The sequence below is a fragment of the Halomonas sp. HAL1 genome (assembly GCF_030544485.1).
Taxonomy (GTDB): Bacteria; Pseudomonadota; Gammaproteobacteria; order Pseudomonadales; family Halomonadaceae; genus Vreelandella; species Vreelandella arctica.
Window position 1 is genome coordinate 2,514,468 of the sequence record NZ_CP130610.1, and the last position, 24,024, is coordinate 2,538,491.

The window sequence follows — 24,024 nt, forward strand, 5'->3', positions numbered from 1 at the left end:
TTCTCAAGCCAAGGCGTTTCGCAGCCCTGAAACCTTCGGTTCGTAATAACTGACGGTTTCCAGCAACTCGGTTTCCGGCGTCTAAGCATACTTCTTAAGACTCATTCGGAATCAGCTCCAATAGATCAGTGACACCAATATCGATACCGGCCTGGGAGAACAAAGTACTTACCTGCCCACGGTGGTGGGTTTGGTGATTGAAGAAGTGAACAATCAGGCTTGAGTAGCACCTGCTTGACTCCACTCCCTTAGTGTTTTGGTAATTCAACACGGTATTGAGGTCGTCGTCAGTCAGCGCGGCTATCCAGTTGATAATCACGCTATCTAGCCATTGGCGATGCGCCCTCAGGCCTTCCAAATCGTCAAACATGTTTTGATCAAGGCGCTCTGGAATGGGCAAAGGAATCATTACCGCAAGCGTTGTAGCTGAGGAAGTATGGGTTGCAAACCGCTTAAGCCAGAGAGTGTCGGCAACCACGATGTGGTTTAAGGTGCCAAAAATAGAGCCAAAGAACGCACCTCTATCGTTGCTTAGCTCTTCGGCACTCATCTGGCTAGCGGCGCCGTACACCTTGGCGTTCATCCACTGATTGTAAGTGGCCAATTGCTCGAAGTGTTGTTGAAGTTTCATGGATTAAAAGACCTTTCCTTGTCAAAAGCAGCATCCCTACAGAACGCGTTAAATATGGGCAGATAACCCCGCTACCGCCCGCCTGCTACATCAATAAATGACCCCGTCACGTAAGAGGCTTCGTCCGACAGCAACCAGGCGATGGTATTCGCCACTTCTTCCGCGGTACCGCCACGCCGCATGGGAATCTGTGGTGCTAAGCGATCGACTCGCCCAGGCTCGCCACCATCGGCATGCATATCAGTGTAGATAAATCCGGGACGAACGGCGTTAACACGAATCCCTGAGGCAGCCACTTCAAGAGACAACCCCTTGGTTAGGGTATCCATGGCCCCTTTCGATGCAGCGTAGTCAACATACTCAAAGGGCGAGCCTGTTTTTGAGGCAAGTGATGAAACATTGACGATGGCACCACCTGCTTGGAAGCGCCTGACGGCTTCCCTGGAACAGAGAAAGCAGCTGACCACGTTGCTATTGAGTACTTGGTTAAAGCGCTCAAGCTCGATATCCACCAGCTTGGATTGAGTAAACAAAATCCCTGCATTGTTGACCAAGTGGGTAACACCGCCAAAGTGCGCCTCAGCGGCATCAAACAGGCGGACAACGTCTGCTTCTTTGCTGACATCCGCTTGATGGGCAAACGCCTGGCCCCCATCCCGTACAATGGAATCGACCACCTTATTCGCACGGTCTTTGTTCGCCAGATAGTTGACACACACCGCATAGCCTTTGGAGCCAAGCAGGATTGCTGTTGCTGCCCCAATACCTCGGCTTCCGCCTGTCACAATAACAACGTTCATAGTGCTTCCTCGCTTTTTAGCTACCTAACCCACCTAGCACATTACCCCCCGTACTAGTGGCTTGGGTAGCTCCATCATGCTCCCTAGCGAATTAACTCATTTACTTGCTATTGATTTCTTTAAACCCGGCAACTACTGTATATATAATCATATTAACAGAGGTGATTCCATGGCATCTCTTGGCCCCCCTTTCCAGCCAAACTCTTACAAGGGACGCGGAGCGACCTATGACCCGCACAACCGTTTTGCACCTAGCCATAGCGTGGTGGAAGACGACGGTTGGTGGCGTGAGGAAGCCTCTACGACCATCGCCACCGAAGTGCGCGAGGAAGTGAGCAAGAGCGCACTGTCGTGGAATAAATCACCGGACTTGCCATTTGACCGCTCACTGAACCCTTATCGTGGTTGTGAACATGGCTGCGTTTACTGCTACGCACGCCCCTCCCACGCTTACTGGGATTTATCGCCAGGGCTGGATTTCGAAACCAAGTTGATTGCCCGCAGCGGGTTGGTGGAACGGTTAACAGAGGAGCTTTGCCACCCCAACTATGTGTGCCGCCCGATCAACCTTTCCGGCAACACTGATTGCTACCAGCCGTTAGAGGCTACTTATAAAACCACACGCCGCTTGCTGGAGTTGCTGTTGGAGTGCCGCCATCCGGTAACGTTGGTAACTAAAAGTACGCTGGTGCTACGCGATCTAGAACTATTGGCAGAGATGGCAGAGCATCGCCTGGTGCGTGTGTTTGTTAGCTTGACCAGCCTGGACGCCAATTTAAAGCGTACGCTAGAACCACGGGCGGCGTCGCCTCAGGCGCGCTTACGGGCTATTCGTGAACTTAATACCGCGGGAGTCCCAGTCGGCACATTGATTTCGCCGGTTATTCCAGGGCTGACTGATCATGAAATTGAAAAGCTTCTAGAAGCAGCCAGCCGTGCAGGGGCGAGAACGGCGGCCTGGATGCTACTGCGCTTACCTTACGAAGTGGCGCCGCTGTTTGAAGCGTGGTTGGAAGCTCATTACCCAGAACGCGCCGCCAAAGTGATGAGTCTTATGCGCCAGTGCCGGGGCGGCAAAGCCTATGATGCCCAATTTGGTAAGCGCTTTCGTGGTGAAGGGGTATTCGCGGATTTAATTGCCCAGCGCTTTGCCCGCGCCAGCCGCCAGTGGAACATGCAGGATCGCACCGAGCAGGGCTTGAACACGCGAGATTTCCGCCCACCACGGGCGCAGGGCGACTTATTCCTTTAAGCTAAGCAGCGCTTTAATCAATTTGCTGTTAAGGAAGCCTAATGTCCGCGCTTAGCAAAACGAAATCGAGTTTTTACCGACGTTTATACGTGGCCCATCTGATCGAACATGGCGCTGCCAGCGTGCCTGCACTCATTGAAGCCACCGGCATGCCACGGCGTACCGCCCAGGATACGATAGCCTCCCTTGCCGAATTAGATATCGAGTGCGTATTTACGAAAGATGAAGGCGAGCGCCACAACATTGGCCGCTACCAAATACGTGACTGGGGGGCGATTGACCCACGTTGGGTGGCAACGAATGCCGAGCGGCTTAAACAGGCACTCGGCTATTCCGGAACCCTCTGATCGTTTTCCTCCGGCTCGGCCCACGCTAACCGTGCGGCATTGAGCGTGACACTCAGCGAACTTGCCGCCATGGCGAGTACCGCGACCAGTGGCGGAATGGCCATCACAGCTACCAGCCCTAGTGCCAGCGTATTATAAAGTGCCGAGAAGAACAGATTCTGCACCATGATGCGCCGGGTGCGTTTAGCAATGCTAAGCAGTTGCACTACACCACCCATTCCCGGCGTCATGAGCTGTGCAGAAGCCCCTTCACGGGCGGCTTCGCTGGCACTTAGCGGGGCAATACCCACATCAGCCGCGGCCAAGCTCAACGTATCATTCAAGCCATCACCCACGTAAAGCGTTGGCGATGGTAGCGCCTGCAACAGCCTCGCTTTGGCTTCAGGCGAACGCTGGGCATAGCAAGCTTCTCGGGCAAGCCCTATCTGCTCACCCAGCCAGCTAACGGCCCCCTGCCGGTCGCCGCTAATCATCGCTACCACATAGCCTGATGCGAGCAGACGCTTCATGCTTGGAGCGGCATCCCCCACCGGTTGATCAGCCAGATAGAACGTGGCCAGCCAGCCCGCTTCGTCAGCCAACATCACTTGAGAAGCAAACGTCAGCGCGGGGTCTTCAGCTTGAAATGGCAACGCAATCTGCTGACGAGTTAGCCAATTAGCGCTGCCTAGCGTTAGCCACTCGCCGCTATTTAGCTGCACTCGGCGCCCTTCCCCAGGCGATTCATTTACTTCTATATTCTGATCCGGATTCTGCTCAGGGTGCTGATCACGTTGATCATCCGACCAGTGGGTTAACGCGTGCGCTAGCGGATGTTCGCTTCCAACGACGGCGGCGCTTAATTTGCGCTGCACAGTATGCTTATCAACGCCCTCCCGCGCCTGCCAATGCAGCACGGAATGATTGCCGATCGTTAAGGTGCCGGTTTTATCCAGTGCTACCGAGCGAATGCGCGCCAAGGTTTCAAGCGCTGCCGGGTCGCGTAGCGCAATACCTTGCTGCATGGCCTGACTGCTACCGGCAAGGCTTGCCAACGGCACGGCAAGCCCCACAGCACAGGGGCACGCCACCACCAGTACGGAAAGCGCCCGCACAAAGGCCTCTTCCCAGCCCGTTCCAAATAACAGCGCAGCAGGCAGCGTCAGCAACGCCAGCACAAGCGCTAAGGGGCTTAGCCAAGCGGCAAAGCGGTCAGCTAGCTTCTGCAGCTCGCCTTTTTTGGCCTGATAGCGGCGCATTTCGTCGCATAGACGGTCTAACCGGCGCTTGCCTACCCCGGCGCTCACCTGCATTACCAGCGGCGCTGCCCCCAGGTAGCGGCAGCCTGCATAGACCTTCTGACCTGTATGAAAGTGGCGCGGCAGGCTTTCACCGGTCAGCGAGGCGGTATCGATCCAGCCAGGCGCCTCCAGAGTGCCATCAAGCGCTACCAGCTCACCTGGCGCTAACTCGGCGCGCATTCCTGCGGCCACTTCATCGGCAGGAACCATTACCCAATGTTCATGTTGGTAAACGTTTATGTTCGCGTTCGGTATTGTTAATGCGTCCAACGCTTTTAACCCACGGTGACGGCACAGCGTTTCCACTAACCGCCCGACTAGCAATAGCACAATCAGCATCACCGCCGTATCGAAATATACTTCCGATGAACCGCGCCATAAAAGCCCGATCGAGACGAGCACCGCGCCAAATACACCAAGGCTGACGAGCACATCCATCCCAGGGCGTTTGGCTAGCAATGTACGCCACCCCGCTCGGTAAAACGGCACGCCCGCAAACAGCACCACGGGAAGTGAAAAAGCACCCGACACCCATGCCACTACCTGCTCGACCTGTTCATTGGGCAAGGCGGATGCGTAGACCAGAACTGAGGCAAGCATGGTCCACATGCCAAATAGCGAACCCACCATCAGCCTAAGTGTGAGGTAGCGGCTCTCCTCTTCCAGTCGCGCATGGGCATCGCCCACCGGCTCAAGTTCCGTCAGCCGGTAGCCTAGTCGCTTAACCTTTGAGGCAAGCACTGAGAGCTGAGTCGCGGCTGGCGTGCCGCTTATACAGAGCGTGGCGCTGGGATAATGCACGCTAACGTCGTGCACGCCATCACTCCGTTTGAGGGAGCCTTCTACGGCCAACGCGCAACTGGTGCACCACATACCGTGAAGGGTATAGAGCTTGTCTGCGTTAGTGTCAGTCATACCACTCACAGGCAAGGCGGAATACCGATGATGGGCATCGCTGCAAACAATACGCCGAAGGTAGAAAAGAGATAGAGCCCGGCAGAAACCCGTGCATTAAAGCGCAGCCGCCCGGCATGACGTTTGCTCATGCGGTAACACCCCACCGTTAACGCGGCTAATAGCGCAACGGCGGCAAGACTGACCATAAGCAGCAACGCATTAACGAGGGTAAAAACACCTTGTTCTGGGTCAGGGGGAATGACTTCACAGGCCACAGCATGGCCACCGTAAACTGTTACAAACCAAGCACTCCAAAGCGTTAAGCTAATAACAAAGTGTAATGGGTGAGTGAGGTGTAAGCGCTGCATCACGATGGTCATCCGCCTAACTCCCTATGACACGGGGCAGCACGGCAAGCGCGCCCACGATGATCCAGAACGTCGCCACGTTATAACGCCACAATTGAGCAACGACAGCGGGCTCAAAAGGTGCATGGACGCCCACATAGCCATAACCCACCCGTAGGCCCTGAAGCAGCGTTAGCACAGCACCCAAACCTCCATGAAACAGTGCATACGCTAGACCCACCATAATGATTGCATCATGAGAGTTCTCGGTAACCGCAAGGTCTGCGCTCAGCAGTACCCAAAGCGTGATGCCCACCTGCAAAAACCCAAGCGCACTAATACTGAACATGCCTAGTGACAGCCCAGCATCACGCTGCTGACGCAACCCACTTATCAGTTTTTCGAGGATGCCTGCACCTACCGTGAGTGCTCCACCAGCCAACAGCAGGCCCACCAGGGAGAGCGGTGAAACCTCAGGCATTCGCCATTCAGGCGAGACCGTCCAAAGGTAGAACCAGCCAAACAAATAGGAAAGGAAGAACGAGCCATTAGCGAGCATGGTTATCGACATTGCCCATAGCCCGGGGCCATCCATGGTTCGCGAGTGCAGCGGAGGATCGCCGGGTGCCACCCGTGCATCAGGCGCAGCTTTTGGATGTGCACCGTTTTCCCATGACCAGCGCAATAGAAACAATCCAGCGACCACCACGGCGATAACGGCCAACGGGTAAAGGCGAGTCAGCAGACTTAAACACACCACTGCCAACGCCATCGCAGCGAAAAGCGGCCACCAAGAGTTACCTGGCAGGTGAATAATTTCGCGCACTTTGCCGGTTAACGGGTCGGTTCCCCACATTTCACGTCGCCCATGAGTCGCTACCGCCAAACTATGCTGGCCTTCCGCTATAGTGCGCGGCAAATCAGGGTCATCCCAAAGCGGGTGGCGTGTCTCGATTTTTGGCAAACTGACAAAATTATAGGCGCTTGGCGGCATGCTATTGGCCCACTCAAGGCCATCAGCATTCCATGGATTAGGCTTAGCGGGCTTGCCAAAACGGAAGTGTAGAGCAAAATCCAGCAGCACCATGGCAATCCCCGCCGACATAATGAAGCCGCCTACTGAAGAAATTAGATTAAAAATATCCCAACCCATGCCCGCGTCATAAGAGTAAACACGGCGCGGCATACCCAGCAGCCCGGTCCAGTGCATAATCAGGAATGTGGTATTAAAACCGATGAATGTCAGCCAGAAGCCCCATTTACCCAGCGTTTCAGAAGGCATACGGCCTGAAAAGAGGGGCAGCCAGTAGTAAAGCCCGGCGATCAGCGGGAAGAACATCCCGCCGACTAAAACGTAGTGCATATGTGCCACCACGAAGTGGGTATCGTGCACTTGCCAGTTAAACGGCACCAGCGCCAGCATTACCCCCGTTAAGCCGCCGCACACAAAAATGATCAAGAAGCCTAATATCCATAGCATCGGCAGCTTCATCTTCGGCTTACCCAGCCATAACGTCGCCAGCCAAACAAATACCTGAATCGCCGTGGGCACCGCGACCAGCATACTGGCAGCTGAAAAGAAGGCTTGAGCCAGCTGGGGAATCCCCACGGTAAACATATGGTGGACCCATAATCCAAAGCTGATAAAGCCGGTGGTGACAATGGCAAAAACCACCCAGCCATAGCCCACAATCGGACGGCCAGCGAACACCGGTATCAGCGTAGACACTATCCCCGCCGCCGGTAAAAAGATGATGTAAACCTCAGGGTGACCGAACAGCCAGAAGAGATGCTGCCAAAGAATGGGGTCACCGCCCCCGGCCACGTCAAAAAAAGGCATCCCCGCGGCACGCTCGAGCTCAAGTAAAATACTGCCCAGAATCAGCGGCGGGAAACCGACCACAATCATTAAAGCCATCGCGAGAATGTACCAGGCAAACAGCGGCATTTTATGCAGCGCCATTCCTTGGGTACGCGTACGCAGTATTGAAACCACCAGTTCTACACCCGCAGAGAGGGCGGAGATTTCAACAAAGGTGATCCCCAGTAGCCAAAAATCCGAACCTAAACCAGGTGAATACTCGCTACTACTGAGCGGGGTATACATGAACCAGCCGCTGTCCGGCGCCATTTCTAACACCAAACTAAACGTTAAGATGATCCCGCCGAATAGATAGCACCAGTAGCCCAGCGATGTTAGCCGTGGGCAGACCAGATCGCGGGCACCGATCATCTTGGGAATCATGTAAATCGCTAACCCTTCCAGCATAGGAATAGCGAACAGGAACATCATCACCGTGCCATGCATGGTGGTGACCTGGTTATAGATATCCGGTGTCATGAAATCTTGATCAGAAAGCGCCAGCTGGGTGCGTACCAGCATGGCCAACAAACCGCCGATCAAGAAAAACACCATCCCAGTGACCATGAATCTCAGGCCAAGGGTGGTGTGGTTTACAATGGTCAGTGCTTTTAAGCCGCGCGGATTTCCCCAGATCTCATGCAGATCGTTGTGCAACCGCTTAGGATTTTCGGGTAAATCGCCCGGTGGCGTCACTTCACGATTAATGGTCGTCATGGTGTCAAGCTCTCCAGCCAAGCACCCAGGGACGCCAAGGTAGCGGTGTCAATATCATCATGGGGCGGCATTTTATTGCCTGGTTTTAAACGTTGATGGTGTTGCAGCCAGTGGGTCACCGCGCCCTCTTCCATGGCCATAATGCCCGCTCCTAAGCTGGTACGGCTGCCTAAATCAGAAAGGTCAGGCCCTTCTCCAGCCGTTGAGAGCCCGGCTACCCGGTGGCAGCTCGCGCAATGGGTCATAAATGCCTCCCTGGCAGGTTCATGCTGTTGGTCGTTTGTCGCTAGCGACGACAATTCATCCGTTTGACGGTCAGCCAACCAAGCGTCGTACTCGTCGCGCTCGACAGCTTCTACATAGAGCTGCATCTGGGCATGCTGGGCGCCGCAGAACTCGGCGCATTGAGCGCCAAATACCGCTGGCTCATCCGCTTCCAAGCGTATTTTATTGATGCGCCCTGGAACCATATCAATCTTGCCACCTAACCGCGGCACCCAAAAGGCATGGATCACATCGGCACCGGTGACATGAAAATCAATGGGCTCACCCGCCGGCATGATGAGTTGATTAGCAGTCACCACTTCGCCGCCTTCCGCTCCTGGGTAGCGCACTTCCCACCACCACTGATGGCCGATGACTTCAATCACTTCCGGTGGATCACTTAAAGGCAGCGTTAACATACGTTGCCCCGTCGGCACACCAAAAGTTAACAGCGCGATAATACTGGCGACTGGCAGTATTATCCCGCCGCCGACAATCCAACGCCGTGCCACCCGGCGCTCTTCTACCGGCGTGCGTGCCACCTCTTTACGCTTAAAGGTATACAGCCAAAAAACGGTGACCATTACCAATACGACGGTGCCAAAGCCTAGCATCACCCACCAAATCATCACCACATCTCGCGCAGCTTGGCCTGCCGGGTCTAGAATAGACTTATCGCCCGCGCAGCCGGTTAGCAGTAATCCAGCTAACAGGGCGAGCAGAATGCCCAGCCGGTTGACCCTCTGCTGGGTTAAGCGTTGAATACTTGTTAAGCGCTGGATACGTGTTAAACATTGAAGTCTAAGCCTCATCCCTGAATTCCTTTTTCTGCCCACAGGAAGTGACCATGGCAAAAACTCGCCAACTCTCGATCGTAAGCCGCGCCTCTATCGCCGGCCACCCATTGCATCCAGTGATGATTCATTTCCCGGTCGCTGCACTGTTGGCGCTGGTGGCCAGCGATATCGGCTTTTTGCTGAGTGGTGATGAATTCTGGCTGCGCGCCAGCTTGTGGCTGGCTGGCGTCGGTGCGTTTGGCGGCTGGATTGCCAGTACGGCGGGGATTATTGACTTGGTCACCGTGCCGCGTATTCGCCGCCTTATTACCGGTTGGAGTCATGCCATCGTAGCGGTCGTAATGCTCTCGCTGGCGTCGCTGAACTGGCTGCTGCGCTTTAACGACGCCAGCGCGATTTTGCCCTGGGGATTGGCCGTATCGCTGATCACCGCTGGCTTGATCGCCGTGGCGGGCCTGCTGGGCGGCCAACTGGTGTATGAACATGCGGTCGGTGTCGACGTTGAGGACTAGAGCCACAGTGTTAGCTCCAATCCAGCGGTTTTGCTAATACAAAGCCTAGCACACTGAGAATGGCCACTAACGCAACGCATAGCGCTGTCCAGTTGGCGGGCTTCACCCAACGGTAGTGGCCCTGTTCAAGGCGCAGTATTAACCAGCCAAAACAGCCATGAGCGGCCACCATCGCCACCACGGCGCCAAGCTTTAAGATTAACCAGCCGCCCAATATGCCATGGATAAGAAACAACAGCGTACCCGACGCAATCGCCACTAAGGCGGCAGGGGTAGCAAAAGAGATATAAAAAAACCGCGGCATTGGCGGCGTACCCTGTGCAAAGCCCGAGTCTTTACGTAGCTGCAGCGTTTGGCTGAGCAAAGCGGGCAAATACAACAGCGAGCCGCACCAGATCACTAGCGCGGCAATGTGAAGCAGTTTAAGCCAGGGCATCGGGGCTTCCTTGCATTGCTTAAGGCGAGATAATGCTACCCCCTAACCTTAGCCAACTCACCGCACTCTGGCTAGCCGATTAACTCACCTGGATCTCGTAACCTGTGAATTTGCGGAGATTAATAACGCCGCTATCAAGGAGCAAATACTGGCCTTTGACGCCTTGCAGCACGCCTTCCACCACCGGTTGCTTATCAAAATTATGCGACACCACTTTTTTTGGGAAGACGCTGACCGGGTAGTGAAATTCTTGTGCGGGCTGCTCCAAGGTGCGAATGGCATCTGCCCCATGAGTCTCGCGGAGTTGATTCAGCCCGCCAGCTAACAGGCTCAGCAGCCGGTCACGCTCAGCGGCTAAATCCATTGCTGTAACATCACCTTTAAGCATAGCCCGCCAGTTGGTGCGATCGGCCACCTGCTCTTTGAACAGCATTTCGACAAACCCCGATTGCTGCCGGGTATCGACTTCCAGAATCGGCAGTGCCTGTATTGCACCTTGATCCAACCAACGGGTCGGCATTTGGGTTTTGCGCGTAATACCCACTTTTAATCCAGAAGAGTTAGCCAGGTAAACGATGTGAGGCTGAAAACAGTGCTTCTCTCCCCACTCCGGCTCACGGCAGGTGCCTTGGAAAAAGTGGCAGGTTTCTGGTTTCATAATGCAGGTATCGCATTGTGCTAACCGCTTAAAGCAAGGGTAACAATGGCCTTGGGCAAAGCTCTTCTTGGTCGCCCGCCCACAGTGGGTACAGGCAATCGCGCCTGTCCAACGCAAACTAAGCGGCTCACCGATACGCTCATTAAGCGCGACACGATGCTCCCCTGCACGCAAATGGTAGGTTACCTGCTCATGCTGACGATCAGGCAGCGCTGCCGCCATTTTGCTTAAACAACCTTGCACTGCCGCTTCAATCACGCGTGGCATCCCGTGCCAAGCCGGCCATTTCTGGTGTTACATCAGCGCCGCTGGCAGCTGCCCCACAGGTACGCTGCTCTAAATAGCCTACGCGGCTCTCTTCCGGCACATTGTTCTCGGCTTCATAGCGCATCACGGCTTCCAAACAGAGCTCAGTCTGTTCGGGCGTTAAGCGACGACCATCAGGCCATTTGCGCAGCGATACCGCCTGTTTCAGGCTCTCATAGATCGCTGGGGTCATCTGGTTAATCATTTTCTCGAACGTCATTTCGCTCATTGCGGCCTCTTAATGTTTTTTCAAACGGCGGGATGAATAATACCAGCCTGTGACCAGCCCCACGAGTAGGCCACCCAAATGCGCTTCATTAGCGACATTGCCAAAACCAACGCTGCCCGCCATATCGGTCATGGTGAACACCATCCACCCCAGCATAAAGACCACCAACATTTGTGGCACAAAGAAACCACTTCTGGGCACCCGCCGCGACATCAACCAAACGTGGGCCAGCAGTGCATAAACCACTCCGGACATACCGCCAAACAATACGGTACCGGTCAGGTATTGAGCGATGTTGGCCCCTATGCCCGCCACAACAAGCAGCAGTAGCATAGTGCGGCTGCCCTGCAGCGCTTCAATCTGACGGCCGAAGTACCACACCCACATCAGATTAAATATCAAATGCATCCAGCCAAAGTGCAGAAATGCAGGCGATAGTAAGCGCCACACCTGCCCTGACGAGAGCGTTTGCGACAGCTGACCGAACACCAGCTCACCCCCTGAAATACCGATGGGCACGATGGTCAACGTCACGATCAGCTGGTCACCGAACACCTCTATCAGGGCAAACACCACCACGCTTATAGCAATCATCAAGGCCGTCACCGGCACTTGTTTGAGAGAAGTCAGGGAAGCAGTCATGTTGCGTGAACGCTTGGCTGAGTGCTGAAGCTCCAGGGGTTCCCCCTGTTTCCAGCGCTCTACCAGTGCTTTTAGTTCATCGTGCTGACGAGGGTCAGCAATCCATAGCAGCTGGCCGTCGGCCTCGTCGGTAATGCGGTGACCAATGCGGTGGCGCCAAAGTGCCTTGCGCAGTTCGCTTGTATCCGCGTGATCGGGCAAAAGCATCACTGGATGCATAACATCCCTCTAATCAATGCGCTAACGGCACGCTGACCGCAGCGAGTAGGTATTGGGCGAGCTATCGGCTGCCAACAAGCAGGCAAAAAAAACCGGCGGTGGGGACCGCCGGAGAATAAAAGCAAGGGATCATTCAAGGGAACACTTACTCTGATAGCCGACAGCAGCGTTAGTTCAGCCGTTTTGCAAAAATTATGTAAAAAAAAGTAACCAAAGAAATAATCACCTAATCAAAATCAATTTCCCAGGGTTTTGGCAATGCCCGCTCCTCTTTCGGCACCTTAATCCATACAAAGTGGTCGGCATTTAACACCGCCTCCCCACTCCAGCGATAAGCAACTAAACGGCCGTATTTGACCGCGCTGTAGTCTAAACAGGCGATATTGCGAGCGGGAAGCGACGGTATCCCTTCGCACCAGTAGTGACCAATAAATAACGGTGGCTCTTCTGGCCCATAATAACTCAATTGCTGCCGCTCTTCGGCCGTGAGTTCGCGGGTTTCAAGATCGCCGGGCAGGTTATCTGGCTGAAAGACTACATCACCCCACTGTTGCGGGTCTTGAGCCCAAAAGTGGGCGCGGAAACTTTTCCGCGTAAAGCCATCGCCAGAGTGTATCGCAATCCCTTCGGGCAGCGAGACATGCGGGCCTCGGGTGAGGCGATCTAGTATTTGATACGCTTGGGTAGTGGGGTCGGTGGATTCAACCAAAAACTCGGTGTCCATACATTGATCAGGACGTCGCTGCTTTAGCTCGTCAATCAGCGTCTGATCCCAGCAGGCATGCACCACCCGAATCCCATCTATCTCAAGGCAGAGCGGGATAGTTTTAAACCACGCCAACGTATCTTCCCACTCGTTGGTGTAGTCGCGATACTGCTCTAGGGTGTCTTGAATAATGCGATTATGCCGAGGAGTATGCTCACGCAGCCAGCGCTTGTGGCTACCTTCAGGCCCTGGATGGGTATACGCCAGGGCGTTGTACTCATGGTTACCCATCACAATGTAGGCCTCGCCCTGCTCTACCATCCGCCGGGCAATGGTCACAGCCAAGCGAATACGCGGCCCGCGATCAATCAGGTCGCCAAGGAAAATCACCTTGCGGTGTGGATGGCGGTATACACCGCTGCGCTGATGATAACCCAGCTTTTCGAGTAATGCGGCCAGCGTAGCGCCACAGCCGTGGACATCACCAATCAGGTCATATCCTTCCAGCTGAGGCCTGCCTTGCGTTTCACGCTGCATGCTTAATCCCCCAACCGGTGGCTCCAGCCTAATTTGCTGCGCAGCACTTCGTAGAAATTATGTCCGATGGGGTGTACCAGTTGAACGCGTTCAGGCTTACGGGTAATCACCAACACATCGTTGGGCTTCGCTACCGCCCGCGTTTGCCCATCGCAGCTTATATGCGGATAGGTTTGGTTAGTTTCGCCAATATGAATACGGATTTCGCTGGCGGCATCAATCACAATTGGCCGACTCGACAGCGTATGGGGAAACATCGGCACCAGCGTCACTACATCAAGTTTGGGGTGCATGATCGGCCCACCACCCGAGAGTGCATAAGCCGTAGAGCCGGTAGGCGTGGCGACAATCAAGCCATCGCTGCGCTGGCTATAAACAAACTGACCATCAATAAACAATTCAAACTCAATCATGCGCACCGCTTTGCCGGGGTGCAGAACGACTTCATTCAAGGCATCGCCGTTGCCCACCGCAACACCGTTACGGTAGAGCACGGCGTCTAACAGGAAACGCTGTTCAATCTCAAATTCGCCCGCGAGCACTTCACTAACACGGGTTTCCAGCTCATCTGGCGAAATGTCAGTAAGAAACCCTAAGCGGCCACGATTGACCCCTAAAATAAGCGTTCCACTTCGGCAGAGCGTACGCGCCGCACCAAGCAAGCTGCCATCGCCTCCCACCACAATCACCAGATCGCACAGCTCCCCCAACATGCGGCGGCTTGCTTCCGGTTGACCATGGTGCGGCAAGGCAGTAGCCGTGCGGTCTTCCACCAGCACCGAATACTCATGGGCGACGAGATAGGTCACCAGACGCTGCAGAGAATCGATTACTTTATCGCTACCCAACCGACCAATCAGCCCAATGGTTTTAAAGGGCCTGCCTGATTGATCGCTGGAGTGCGACCTAGCCTCTGAAGATTTGGCATCTGGTGGTAAGGTGTTGCTCATGGGCCGACTCTCGCTAACAGAAGCCGCCATTATGGAGACACCGGAGGTATCGGGCAAATAGGCTTAGCTAACGGCCACTTGACGACGCTGGCACCACCAACGGTTGAGCCACAGCGAGGCCGCAATGATAAGCGCGCCCAGCAGCAAGCGCGGGATATCCGCATCGCGGTTCCAAATCACCAGGTTAACGATAAGCCCTGCTGGCACCAGCGCATTGTTCATAATCGCTAGCGTGCCAGCATCCACTTTAGTGGCGCCCTGATTCCAGGCAAAGTAGCCAACGCCAGACGCCACTAACCCCAGCCAGGCCAGTACGCCCCACTGCAGCGATGTGGTCGGTAATGCAGCGCTGTTGCCGAAGAGTAAATAAGCGGGTAGTGCCACTACCATTGCGCCAATGAAGAACCAGCCAAATACATTGTGCCACGCCAGCGTAGGAGGCAAATCAGCCGCTAGCCGACGATAACCTACCTGACCAATAGCAAAGCAAAGGTTTGCCCCCTGCACCACTAAAAAGCCCATCCAGAAGCCGCTATCGACACCGTCATAGCGGATGACGCCTGCCCCGAGAACTGCAAGCAGTGCCGTCACGAGATAGATGGGGGTAAAGCGGCCAAACAGCAGGTCATCCAGCAGTGCGATATAGATAGGCGTAAAGATCGTGAACAGCAGTACTTCAGGCACCGATAACAGCAAAAAGGATTGGTAGAAGAAGGTGTACATCACCCCCAATTGGATGGCACCCAATCCCATGAGGGCGAGCCGCTGCTTACCGCGCAACAGGCCGGGGCGTAAAAACGGCAGGAACACCAGCATGGCAAGCGTTACTCGTAGCAGCACCGCAAAGTAGCTGTCGACCTGCCCTGCCAGATAAACCCCTATCAACGAAAAGGAAAATGCCCACAGGGCGGTAACGCCCATTAGATAACCCATCGTAAACCCCGGCTTATAAATTAGTTTACGCGGATTATACGCACATGGGTGAAGCTGCCAAGTCGTAAACGTAATAACAATCGTTGGTTAACGCCGCTGCAACCACCAAGCCGCATACACCACACCCGGCAACCAACCCGCCAGTGTCAACACCAACGCAATAATCACTCGCTTTTGGCCGCCCTGTGTTAAGCCGATGGCGAGGGGTGGCAGGCATATCGCCAGGGCATAATAGGCGAACTTCAACGCGGCGGGCTCGGGTGTCGCTGGTTCTGCCTGGCTTACTGATGCCGTTTTGGATGATGCAGCCGAGGTCGCGTCTAGCGCCGCCTTGGGCGGTGGCGTGAAGTGTTCTACGGCGCCAGGAGCTGGCTCTTTAGCAGCCTGAGCCGCCCGCTCCTGGGCAAGACGATGGGCTTCTTTATCGATTTTCTGCTCAAGGGTTTCAGCCCCTTCAGCCAAGTCATCGTGATGGCGCTCCCAGTCTTCCCAATCATGGGGTGTGCCCGATTTAGGCCGTTGATGACCAGAGCCCCTCGCCCGTTCCCAGGCTTTCTCTTCTAACGTATTGGGTCGATCCGGGTCACGTTCACTCCCCACGCCTTTGCGGTTTAAATATTCACGTGCATCCATGGAAGGCTCCTTGATGCCTTAATTAACGGTCAGGTGATGCCATTAGAAAATTAACAACACAGAAAATTCAGTACTTATAGCGTTGAATAAAGATAGCTTGCAGGACGCACGCCATGAACAAATCACCTACAGTGAAAGAGTTGATTCTCCCTTAGCGCCTACAACAACGAACAATCACAACGCACTGCCTGCGACAGCTTTATTATTGTCACAGCGCTGAATACGATGATCGAGGAGTGTCCATGATGAGTAGAGCAGCACCCAACATCGTTCGCGACATCATGTCCCGCGATTGCTACCGTGTTTCACCCGACGCATCCATCACCACATTAGCCAAGGGCCTGGCACTGCACCGCTTGCCAGGCGCACCGGTGGTTGATGCCGCCGACCGCTTAATCGGCTTTATTTCGGAGCAGGATGTATTGGGCCGTGTGCTTGATAGTATCTATCACGATGATGAGGCGCCGCTCGTTAAAGAGTTGATGCGCCACGAAGTACTCAGCGTATCACCGAATAAGAGCATTACCGACTTGGCACAGGAAATGCGGTCAGCGAAACCCAAGGTATACCCGGTCGTGGAGCAAAAGCGGTTAATAGGCATCGTGACACGACGTGATATCCTAATTGCGCTGCTAATGATTCGCCGCCATTAGCCGTTATGCTGGCTACGCTTTCTTTAAGCGGCGATATAACAGGCAAGCATCAGGCAAAAAAAACCGCTACTCAAGGAGTAGCGGAAGCAAGGGATCAAAACAAAGAGCCAGAACAACAACTTTAGCGACTGCTATCGCGCTGTTGTCTGTACATACTCAGACACGCCGCGCTGAAAAAGTTCGCAAAATAGTAAAATTTTCGACCTTGGCGGCGTCAAGCGTATAATTAAACGACAATTTGTGAACTGATGACGCCTAGGAGCCCAGCGAATGGCGCTGTATTTATTGGTATTTGGGGTGTGCTTGCTGGTGATTGGCGCGGTAATGCTGGTGTTGATGACCTCAAGCACGCCGCGCTACCGCACTGAACCTAAGGATTTACTGGCGCTGTTTGATAAAGCGCTCAACAGCCAGGTAAGCGAAACCGAGTGGAACGCTATCATCGGCTACCCTATTCGGCATAATGAGTATCTGGATGGCATTCGTCGCCGTGCCGCGCATTTAATGGAGCAGCATGGCCGACGCTGGATGGTAGCCCAGGGTAAACCATTGCTCAATCAAGAGGGCCAGGCTGAACTTAAGGCCCTTCGCGATCATTTGTCCGCCCATACAGCCCTCCGCCAGCAGTAGCTGGTGCGGTCCAGGAGACCTGCTATGCCGAGCACCATTCGACAAATACCTCTAGCCAGCGCCACGCAACATCATGCCCATGATTTTCATCAAATAGTCATCACCATGTGTGGCTCGTCAGAGTTTGAAATTGAAGGGTTGGGTGGGCGCGTCAATGCCTTTTCAGGCTGTATCGTGCCCGCCAATCACGAGCACTACTATTCGGGCAATGGCCATAATCGACAATTGATTCTCGACCTGCCCGAGGACGCGCCCGCTTTGACAGGTGAAAATCACGAATTAGTAGCGCTATTTGATGCCCCCCGTTTCTTTGGTTTAGACAACGCACTGCGCCACTACTTAGCCTTTATGGAGAGCGAACTTGCTCAAGGGTTTGATACCTCTACCAACTCCTTTCAGCAAGACCGCTTAGCGGCCACCCTTTTAGGTTCCCTTAAAGCGCGATTGGGCTCTGCTACCACTTCAAACCAACGTCGGCTGGACTTGACGCGAATTAATCATTTTATTCGCCAGCACCTCGCTGAGGAGCTTCGTGTCGCCGACCTAGCGCGGCTGGCTTGTTTGAGCGAAGCACATTTTTCCGACTGTTTCCGCGCCCAAACCGGGCTTTCACCCTGGCAATACGTCAAGCGGCAACGGCTAAATGCGGCCCGCCAACTGATTTTGCAAAGCCGACTTCCGCTCACCGACATTGCCATTCAAACCGGCTTTGCCAACCAAAGCGCTCTTTCTCATGCTTTCCGGCGTAGCTATGGTTTGTCGCCGCGTAAACTACGCCAGGGTGATGTGTCACCCATTGCGCTCAGCGCCTCAAACGCTGCGTTAGGGCCGCTAGCTGGCCAGCAAAAACTATACTAAAGTCGTAAAGTTACTGTGCTTGCCGCGGAATTGACATGTTTTACCGTGAAATCAGCATACACCTGAGTTAGCCGCACTCTACATTCGCTGACTAGCTTGGGCGTAACGCCCTGTTACCCATTCGTTCTGTTCAGACTTTCGGGGGCTTCAATGCTCAATGCCAAGAAAATGCGTGACCCTGCCATCTGGCAAACTGATCTCGACACTCTCATGGCGCGCGTTAGCGACCACTATCTAGTGGATGAAAGCGCCTATGTCAGCGAACTGATCAAGGTGCTGGATGCTGACCGCGACGACTTTGCCCGCATTGAAGCCAATACAGCCGCATTGGTTCAGGATGTCCGTAAAATGGACACGGCCGTCGATACGATTGATGAGCTACTACAGCAGTACAGCCTGGATACTCATGAAGGCTTGATGCTGATGTGCCTAGCGGAAGCCATGCTGCGCATTCCCGACAAAGCTACCGCCGATGCCCTGATTGAAGACAAGCTCGGCCCCGCCGACTGGCAGTCTCACGTGGGCAAGAGCGACTCGTGGATGGTCAACGCCTCTACCTGGGGCCTGTTAATGACCGGGCGCGTACTCAAGCTAGACCACCCTAAAGAGGGGCAGCCCGCCAACTTCATCAATCGCATGGTTAATCGTATGGGTGAGCCGGTGATCCGCCGCGCCATGTACGAAGCGATGAAGATTATGGGCAAACAGTTCGTGCTGGGTCGCGATATCAATGAAGCGCTGAAGCGCTCAAAGCCGCTGTTCAATAAAGGCTATACCTACTCCTATGACATGCTGGGCGAAGCCGCCCGTACCCGTGACGATGCACAGCGCTATTTTGATGACTACGCACGGGCCATTGAGCAAGTCGGCAAGACTTGCAAAACGTTAAGCGATAAAACCCCGGCGCCGTCGGTCTCCATTAAGCTCTCAGCCCTTCACCCCCGCTATGAGTTTGGCCGCCGCGAGCAAGTGCTTGCCGAGCTTGTCGACACAGTCATCAAGCTGGTCAGCAAGGCGCGTGCACTGGATGTTGCGGTTACTATTGACGCTGAAGAGATCGATCGCCTGGAGATTTCTCTGGAAGTCTTCCGTGCGGTTTACGAAAGTGAAGCCGCCAAGGGCTGGGGGCACTTCGGTTTAGTGGTTCAAGCCTACTCCAAGCGCGCGCTGCCAGTGTTGCACTACATCAACCGTTTGGCCGACCAGCAAGGCGACGAGATTCCACTGCGCTTGGTCAAAGGCGCTTATTGGGATACCGAAATTAAAGAGTCCCAGCAGCTTGGGGTCGACGGCTACCCTGTATTTACACGTAAAGCGGGTACCGATGTAGCCTATCTCGCCTGCGCGCAGTTCCTGCTCTCTAGCGACACCAATGGGCGTATTTTTCCGCAGTTTGCTACCCACAATGCCCACACTGTGACGACTATTTTAGAATTTGCTAATCGCGATAGCCGTCCTTTTGAGTTTCAGCGTCTGCATGGCATGGGTGAAGCGCTTTATGACGCTGCTCTTGAGCGTGCCCCGAAAGGTACCTACTGCCGTATTTACGCCCCGGTGGGTGCGCATAAAGACCTGCTGCCCTACTTAGTGCGGCGCCTGCTTGAAAATGGTGCCAACTCCTCGTTTGTTCACCAGTTGGTTGATCCTGACGTACCGGTCGAGTGGCTGTGTCAGCACCCGATTGAAACTCTGCGCCAGCAGAAACACCTGGCCAATATGAACATTCCGTTACCCAAAGACATTTACGGGCCCAAGCGGCGCAATTCACGTGGGGTGAATCTGAATATACGCAGCCACTACTATCCGCTCATGGAGAAGATGGCTGCGTTTATGGATCAGCAATACCCAACGAAGCCGCTGCTCGCTTTTGATGTCGCGGACGACGCCGCCAATACACATAGCGTTACCAGCCCATACGACCGCCAAAAAACCGTCGGTAGCGTTCAGTGGACGAGCAAAGAGCAGGCCACCCAGGCGCTGGATGCTGCCTGGGACGCTTTCCCTCGTTGGGACGCCACCCCGGTGGCCGAACGGGCGGCTATTGTCCGTCGCTTGGGGGATTTGATGGAAGAGCATATGCCAGAGCTAATGGCATTGTGCTCGCGTGAAGGCGGTAAACTGCTTACCGATGGCGTCGATGAAATTAGAGAAGCCGTCGACTTCTGCCGTTTCTACGCCATGCGCGCTGAAGAGGACTTCGGCCAAGTTATCGAGCTCCCTGGCCCCACTGGCGAATCCAACCGCTTATTTATGGGTGGCAAGGGCGTGTTCGCAGCCATCAGCCCCTGGAACTTCCCTGTCGCGATCTTCTGCGGCCAAATTGTCGCAGCGGCGGTAGCAGGTAACACGGTACTGGCCAAACCGGCGGAACAGACGTCTATCGTCGCGCATCGTGTTATTGAGCTACTCCACGAAGCGGGCATGCCCCGTGATGTCGTCCAACTACTGCCCGGTGACGGCCCCACTGTAGGTAGCGTACTGACCTCCGACCCGCGGATCACCGGGGTAGTCTTCACAGGTGGCACCGACACCGCACAAATTATCAACCGCGCTTTGGCGGCACGAGAAAATGCCCCGCTAGCCACCCTGATTGCGGAAACCGGCGGCATGAACGCCATGATTGTCGATTCTACTGCTCTGCCTGAACAGGTAGTAGTAGATGTGATTCAGTCGGCCTTTCAAAGCGCTGGGCAGCGCTGCTCGGCGCTGCGGGTACTGTATCTACAAGACGATGTTGCCGACCGGGTCATTGAAATCCTCAAAGGCGCGATGAATGAACTGCGCATTGGCGACCCTCGCGATTTAGGCACTGATGTGGGGCCGGTAATCGATGAAGAGGCGCGTAAAGGCTTAATGGAGCACATCGAAAAACTCAAAGCCGAAAATCGCCTGGTCGCCGAAACACCGATGGCTGCTGAGCATACTCAAGATGGCACGTTCGTGGCGCCTGTCGCCTTCACGATTGATAGCATCGATTCACTCACGCGCGAGCAGTTCGGGCCCATACTGCATATCGTGCGTTACAAAGCCAGCGAGCTTGATAAAGTTATCAATGACATTAACGGTCGCAATTACGGCCTGACATTTGGCGTACATAGCCGTAACGAATCATTCGCCGCTGAAATAGCGCAGAAAATGCGCGTAGGCAATGTGTACATCAACCGTAATATCATTGGGGCTGTGGTGGGTGTTCAACCGTTTGGTGGTCAAGGGCTTTCTGGCACAGGGCCAAAAGCCGGCGGTCTTCACTACCTGCAGCGCTTTGTAACTGAAAAAACGATTACTAATAACACCGCTGCCTTAGGCGGGAACGCGTCACTACTGGCGCTGGGTGATGAGTGAGCCGCTCATCACACCCACCAATTCTCCGACCCCACCCCAGCCTGACGTTTGCTGGGGTACGTCAAGTGAACAGGAAAAGGGAATAACAGCCATTAACAACAACAAGACTGCGCCACAACCCATTCTTCTCGGTAAGCGCACTAACCTGTCGGCGCTACGTCCGACTTAATAACTAAGAAACAGGAGACTTTTTTATGGCTATTGGCGTTTGGATCAGCCTTTTTGCTTACTTTGCGCTCATGATTGGCATCGGCCTTTATGCTATGCGCAAATCCACATCCACCTCTGAAGATTACATGCTAGGTGGCCGCACCCTTAGCCCAAAGGTGGCGGCCCTGTCGGCTGGCGCTTCAGACATGAGCGGGTGGTTGCTGCTGGGGTTACCTGGGGCGATGTTCGTATCCGGCTTGGGCTCAGCCTGGATCGGTATCGGCCTGTTCGTGGGTGCCTTCTTTAACTGGGTGCTGGTGGCACCGCGCTTGCGTGAACAGACGGTGCACTATGGCAATGCGATTACGATTCCAGCCTTCTTGGCCAACCGGTTCCCCACTCGATCAATGTCGCTGAGAACGGTCTCCGCCATCGTCATCGTTATCTTTTTCGCGGTATACACGGCGTCAGGCTTAGTGGCAGGCGGTAAGCTGTTCGAAAGCGCCTTTGCTGGCGTCATCAACATTGGTGGCCTGAGCGATTACGCTACGGGCATCATCATTACGCTGGGTGTGGTACTGGTCTATACCGTGGTCGGCGGTTTCCTGGCCGTGAGCATGACGGACTTCGTGCAAGGCTGCATCATGATGCTGGCCTTGGTGATCATGCCGGCGGTGGTCCTGTTTGGCGAAGGTGGCGGTGGTTTCACCCAAGCGTCACAGACACTCAATGAGGTCGATCCCACGCTACTTTCATGGACAGAAGGATTGACCTTTATCGGCTGGCTCTCTGCCGTTACCTGGGGCCTGGGTTATTTCGGCCAACCACATATCATCGTGCGCTTCATGGCTATCCGAACGCTGAAGGATGTACCTATTGCCCGCAATATCGGCATGAGCTGGATGGCCATCTCGCTGATTGGCGCAGTCTCTCTGGGCGTGTTTGGCCGTGCCTACGCGGTCCGTAATGGCATGGACGTAGAAGATCCGGAAACGATCTTTATTATCCTAGCCGAGCTGCTGTTCCATCCGCTGATCACTGGCTTCCTCTATGCTGCTCTGCTGGCGGCGGTCATGAGTACCATTTCCAGCCAACTGCTGGTGGCCTCTTCATCACTGACTGAGGACTTCTATCGCCTGTTCTTTCGTAAAGAAGCGACCGATAAAGAGTGTGTGGGCGTAGGCCGGATCAGTGTCGTACTGGTTGGCTTGGTGGCGGCCGTTATCGCGTCAGACCCGGATTCACAGGTGCTTGGGCTAGTCAGTAATGCCTGGGCAGGCTTTGGTGCCGCGTTTGGTCCGCTGATTATCTTGTCGCTGATGTGGTCACGCACGAACGGTGCTGGCGCTATCGCTGGCATGGTAGTGGGTGCCGCTACCGTCATGATCTGGATTGCATTGGGCTGGAACGGTGAGTTTATGGGAGGTCCCGGCGTGTATGAGATCATTCCCGGCTTCATCGCTTCCTTTATTGCCATCCTGGTAGTGAGCAGTATGACGGCCGATGCGGGTGAATATCAGCACATCACTCGCTAACCAATAAGTTGTTCATGAGACCTTTGCGTGTCAGATATATCGACAACAGGAAGGTCGCTACATTACAGCCCTTCTGCGCTGTATGTGAACGGGCCACCTTCGGGTGGCCTTTTTATGCCTGCCGTTCATGTTTTGAATAACGAATCTGGCGTTAAGACAGCCAACCCTTGCCCTAGATCAATAACCAGTGACCACCTCTTTATTAGACTCTTAAACATCATGAAGCGGCTTATCCATAGTCGCTTAGCAATGCCACTAGGAGTCAACTCATGCGTAAAGCCCCCCTTTCCACCCTACTCGTTTCCAGTATTGCCGCTGCGGCTTTGATGACCAGCAGCCAGGTATTCGCCTATGGCGCGGGTGACTTTTTTACCCGCGTGGGTGTTGCGAAAGTGGACCCGACAAGCAATAACGGTGAGATATTAGGCGCCGATGTTAATGTCGATGCGGAGACGAATTTTGCCTTCACGCTAGGCTATCGCTTCCATGACAAGATGGGCGTCGAGCTGCTGGCCGCACTACCCTTCAAACACGACCTGCAGGTGGAAGGCGTGACTGATGGCTCTACCAAGCACTTGCCACCTACCCTCACACTACAGTACTACCCGTTAGGGGGTACCGAGGCCCGTGTTCAGCCTTATGTAGGCGCAGGTATTAACTACACCCGTTTTTCAGACGAAAAAACCGATATCGGCGCGTCATTGGAGCTTGACGACTCCTGGGGCGCAGCGGGTCAAGTAGGTGTCGATCTGCTGATTGATGAACATTGGGCGTTAAATGCTGCGGCGTGGTACATCGATATCGATTCCGATGCCAAAGTGGGCGGCGCAGAGGCGGGCACTGTTGAGATCGACCCAGTAGTGGTAATGGCTGGCCTCAGCTACCGCTTCTAAGCCGCCTTC

At 54.5% G+C, this 24,024-nt stretch carries 23 protein-coding genes; 9 read left to right on the forward strand and 14 right to left on the reverse strand.

Translation table 11 applies throughout. The features are described from left to right. Positions 1-94 precede the first annotated feature (94 nt). Both Q3Y66_RS11805 and Q3Y66_RS11810 read right to left on the reverse strand, forming a co-directional pair. Positions 95-631, reverse strand: coding sequence for a DinB family protein (locus Q3Y66_RS11805; protein ID WP_008956996.1), 537 nt, complete (start codon positions 629-631; stop codon positions 95-97). Positions 632-702: 71 nt separating this feature from the next. Further along, positions 703-1,431, reverse strand: a complete 729-nt coding sequence (locus tag Q3Y66_RS11810) for an SDR family oxidoreductase (protein WP_008956997.1) — start codon at positions 1,429-1,431, stop codon at positions 703-705. Positions 1,432-1,600: 169 nt separating this feature from the next. Here Q3Y66_RS11810 and Q3Y66_RS11815 point away from each other — a divergent pair, with 169 nt between their 5' ends. Together Q3Y66_RS11815 and Q3Y66_RS11820 are read left to right on the forward strand one after the other, a co-directional pair. Then, entirely contained in the window at positions 1,601-2,683 is a 1,083-nt protein-coding gene (locus Q3Y66_RS11815) for a PA0069 family radical SAM protein (protein ID WP_008956998.1), read from the forward strand. Between the two features lie 41 nt (positions 2,684-2,724). Then, positions 2,725-3,030, forward strand: a complete 306-nt coding sequence (locus Q3Y66_RS11820) for a helix-turn-helix domain-containing protein (RefSeq protein WP_008956999.1) — start codon at positions 2,725-2,727, stop codon at positions 3,028-3,030. Here Q3Y66_RS11820 and Q3Y66_RS11825 read toward each other — a convergent pair. Genes Q3Y66_RS11825 through coxB form a run of 4 tightly spaced genes read right to left on the reverse strand, consistent with a single transcriptional unit; the run spans position 3,012 to position 9,208 of the window. Beyond that, positions 3,012-5,225, reverse strand: a complete 2,214-nt coding sequence (locus Q3Y66_RS11825; protein ID WP_035586383.1) for a cation-translocating P-type ATPase — start codon at positions 5,223-5,225, stop codon at positions 3,012-3,014. The two genes, Q3Y66_RS11820 and Q3Y66_RS11825, sit on opposite strands and share 19 nt — an antisense overlap. Positions 5,226-5,230: 5 nt before the next feature. Continuing rightward, positions 5,231-5,587 carry a hypothetical protein gene (locus Q3Y66_RS11830; RefSeq protein ID WP_008957001.1) on the reverse strand — a complete coding sequence of 119 codons (357 nt, stop codon included), beginning with the start codon at positions 5,585-5,587 and terminating at the stop codon, positions 5,231-5,233. Between the two features lie 4 nt (positions 5,588-5,591). After that, positions 5,592-8,132, reverse strand: coding sequence for a cytochrome c oxidase subunit I (gene ctaD / locus Q3Y66_RS11835; RefSeq protein ID WP_008957002.1), 2,541 nt, complete (start codon positions 8,130-8,132; stop codon positions 5,592-5,594). Beyond that, on the reverse strand, positions 8,129-9,208 hold the full coding sequence (gene coxB, locus Q3Y66_RS11840; protein WP_008957003.1) for a cytochrome c oxidase subunit II: 1,080 nt from the start codon (positions 9,206-9,208) through the stop codon (positions 8,129-8,131). The genes ctaD and coxB overlap by 4 nt, the downstream gene beginning before the upstream one ends. 35 nt (positions 9,209-9,243) lie before the next feature. Between coxB and Q3Y66_RS11845 the strand changes: the two genes are divergently transcribed. Beyond that, positions 9,244-9,705 carry a DUF2231 domain-containing protein gene (locus Q3Y66_RS11845; RefSeq protein ID WP_008957004.1) on the forward strand — a complete coding sequence of 154 codons (462 nt, stop codon included), beginning with the start codon at positions 9,244-9,246 and terminating at the stop codon, positions 9,703-9,705. Between the two features lie 10 nt (positions 9,706-9,715). On the opposite strand, the gene Q3Y66_RS11850 is transcribed toward Q3Y66_RS11845, so the two are convergent. The 8 genes from Q3Y66_RS11850 to Q3Y66_RS11885 form a co-directional block, all read right to left on the reverse strand. Next, a complete protein-coding gene (locus tag Q3Y66_RS11850; protein ID WP_008957005.1) occupies positions 9,716-10,141 on the reverse strand; it encodes a CopD family protein in 426 nt (141 codons plus the stop codon). A gap of 79 nt (positions 10,142-10,220) precedes the next feature. Beyond that, the gene (locus tag Q3Y66_RS11855) at positions 10,221-11,021 is read right to left on the reverse strand and encodes a DUF2797 domain-containing protein (RefSeq protein ID WP_193365452.1); all 801 of its coding nucleotides are present in this window, start codon (positions 11,019-11,021) and stop codon (positions 10,221-10,223) included. Positions 11,022-11,049: 28 nt separating this feature from the next. Further along, a complete protein-coding gene (locus Q3Y66_RS11860) occupies positions 11,050-11,334 on the reverse strand; it encodes a YeaC family protein (protein WP_008957007.1) in 285 nt (94 codons plus the stop codon). Positions 11,335-11,343: 9 nt separating this feature from the next. Continuing rightward, on the reverse strand, positions 11,344-12,195 hold the full coding sequence (locus tag Q3Y66_RS11865; RefSeq protein ID WP_008957008.1) for a rhomboid family intramembrane serine protease: 852 nt from the start codon (positions 12,193-12,195) through the stop codon (positions 11,344-11,346). 226 nt (positions 12,196-12,421) lie between these two features. Further along, a complete protein-coding gene (locus Q3Y66_RS11870; RefSeq protein WP_035586399.1) occupies positions 12,422-13,408 on the reverse strand; it encodes a metallophosphoesterase in 987 nt (328 codons plus the stop codon). A 32-nt stretch (positions 13,409-13,440) separates the two neighbouring features. Beyond that, positions 13,441-14,388, reverse strand: coding sequence for an NAD(+) kinase (locus Q3Y66_RS11875; RefSeq protein ID WP_008957010.1), 948 nt, complete (start codon positions 14,386-14,388; stop codon positions 13,441-13,443). A gap of 63 nt (positions 14,389-14,451) precedes the next feature. Continuing rightward, positions 14,452-15,321 (reverse strand): carboxylate/amino acid/amine transporter, encoded by an 870-nt coding sequence (locus tag Q3Y66_RS11880; protein ID WP_035586389.1) that lies wholly within the window; start codon positions 15,319-15,321, stop codon positions 14,452-14,454. 87 nt (positions 15,322-15,408) lie between these two features. Further along, positions 15,409-15,954 (reverse strand): YqaE/Pmp3 family membrane protein, encoded by a 546-nt coding sequence (locus Q3Y66_RS11885; protein WP_008957012.1) that lies wholly within the window; start codon positions 15,952-15,954, stop codon positions 15,409-15,411. A 245-nt stretch (positions 15,955-16,199) separates the two neighbouring features. Here Q3Y66_RS11885 and Q3Y66_RS11890 point away from each other — a divergent pair, with 245 nt between their 5' ends. The 6 genes from Q3Y66_RS11890 to Q3Y66_RS11915 all read left to right on the forward strand — a co-directional run bounded on the left by Q3Y66_RS11890 (position 16,200) and on the right by Q3Y66_RS11915 (position 24,015). After that, positions 16,200-16,607 (forward strand): CBS domain-containing protein, encoded by a 408-nt coding sequence (locus Q3Y66_RS11890; protein ID WP_008957013.1) that lies wholly within the window; start codon positions 16,200-16,202, stop codon positions 16,605-16,607. A gap of 270 nt (positions 16,608-16,877) precedes the next feature. Further along, the gene (locus tag Q3Y66_RS11895; protein WP_008957014.1) at positions 16,878-17,237 is read left to right on the forward strand and encodes a hypothetical protein; all 360 of its coding nucleotides are present in this window, start codon (positions 16,878-16,880) and stop codon (positions 17,235-17,237) included. A 24-nt stretch (positions 17,238-17,261) separates the two neighbouring features. Beyond that, positions 17,262-18,095 (forward strand): helix-turn-helix domain-containing protein, encoded by an 834-nt coding sequence (locus tag Q3Y66_RS11900; protein ID WP_008957015.1) that lies wholly within the window; start codon positions 17,262-17,264, stop codon positions 18,093-18,095. 150 nt (positions 18,096-18,245) lie between these two features. Further along, positions 18,246-21,437, forward strand: coding sequence for a bifunctional proline dehydrogenase/L-glutamate gamma-semialdehyde dehydrogenase PutA (gene putA / locus Q3Y66_RS11905; RefSeq protein ID WP_008957016.1), 3,192 nt, complete (start codon positions 18,246-18,248; stop codon positions 21,435-21,437). A 194-nt stretch (positions 21,438-21,631) separates the two neighbouring features. Further along, entirely contained in the window at positions 21,632-23,122 is a 1,491-nt protein-coding gene (putP, locus tag Q3Y66_RS11910; RefSeq protein WP_008957017.1) for a sodium/proline symporter PutP, read from the forward strand. Between the two features lie 269 nt (positions 23,123-23,391). Then, positions 23,392-24,015 (forward strand): OmpW family protein, encoded by a 624-nt coding sequence (locus tag Q3Y66_RS11915; protein WP_008957018.1) that lies wholly within the window; start codon positions 23,392-23,394, stop codon positions 24,013-24,015. The last annotated feature ends 9 nt before the right edge of the window (positions 24,016-24,024 follow it).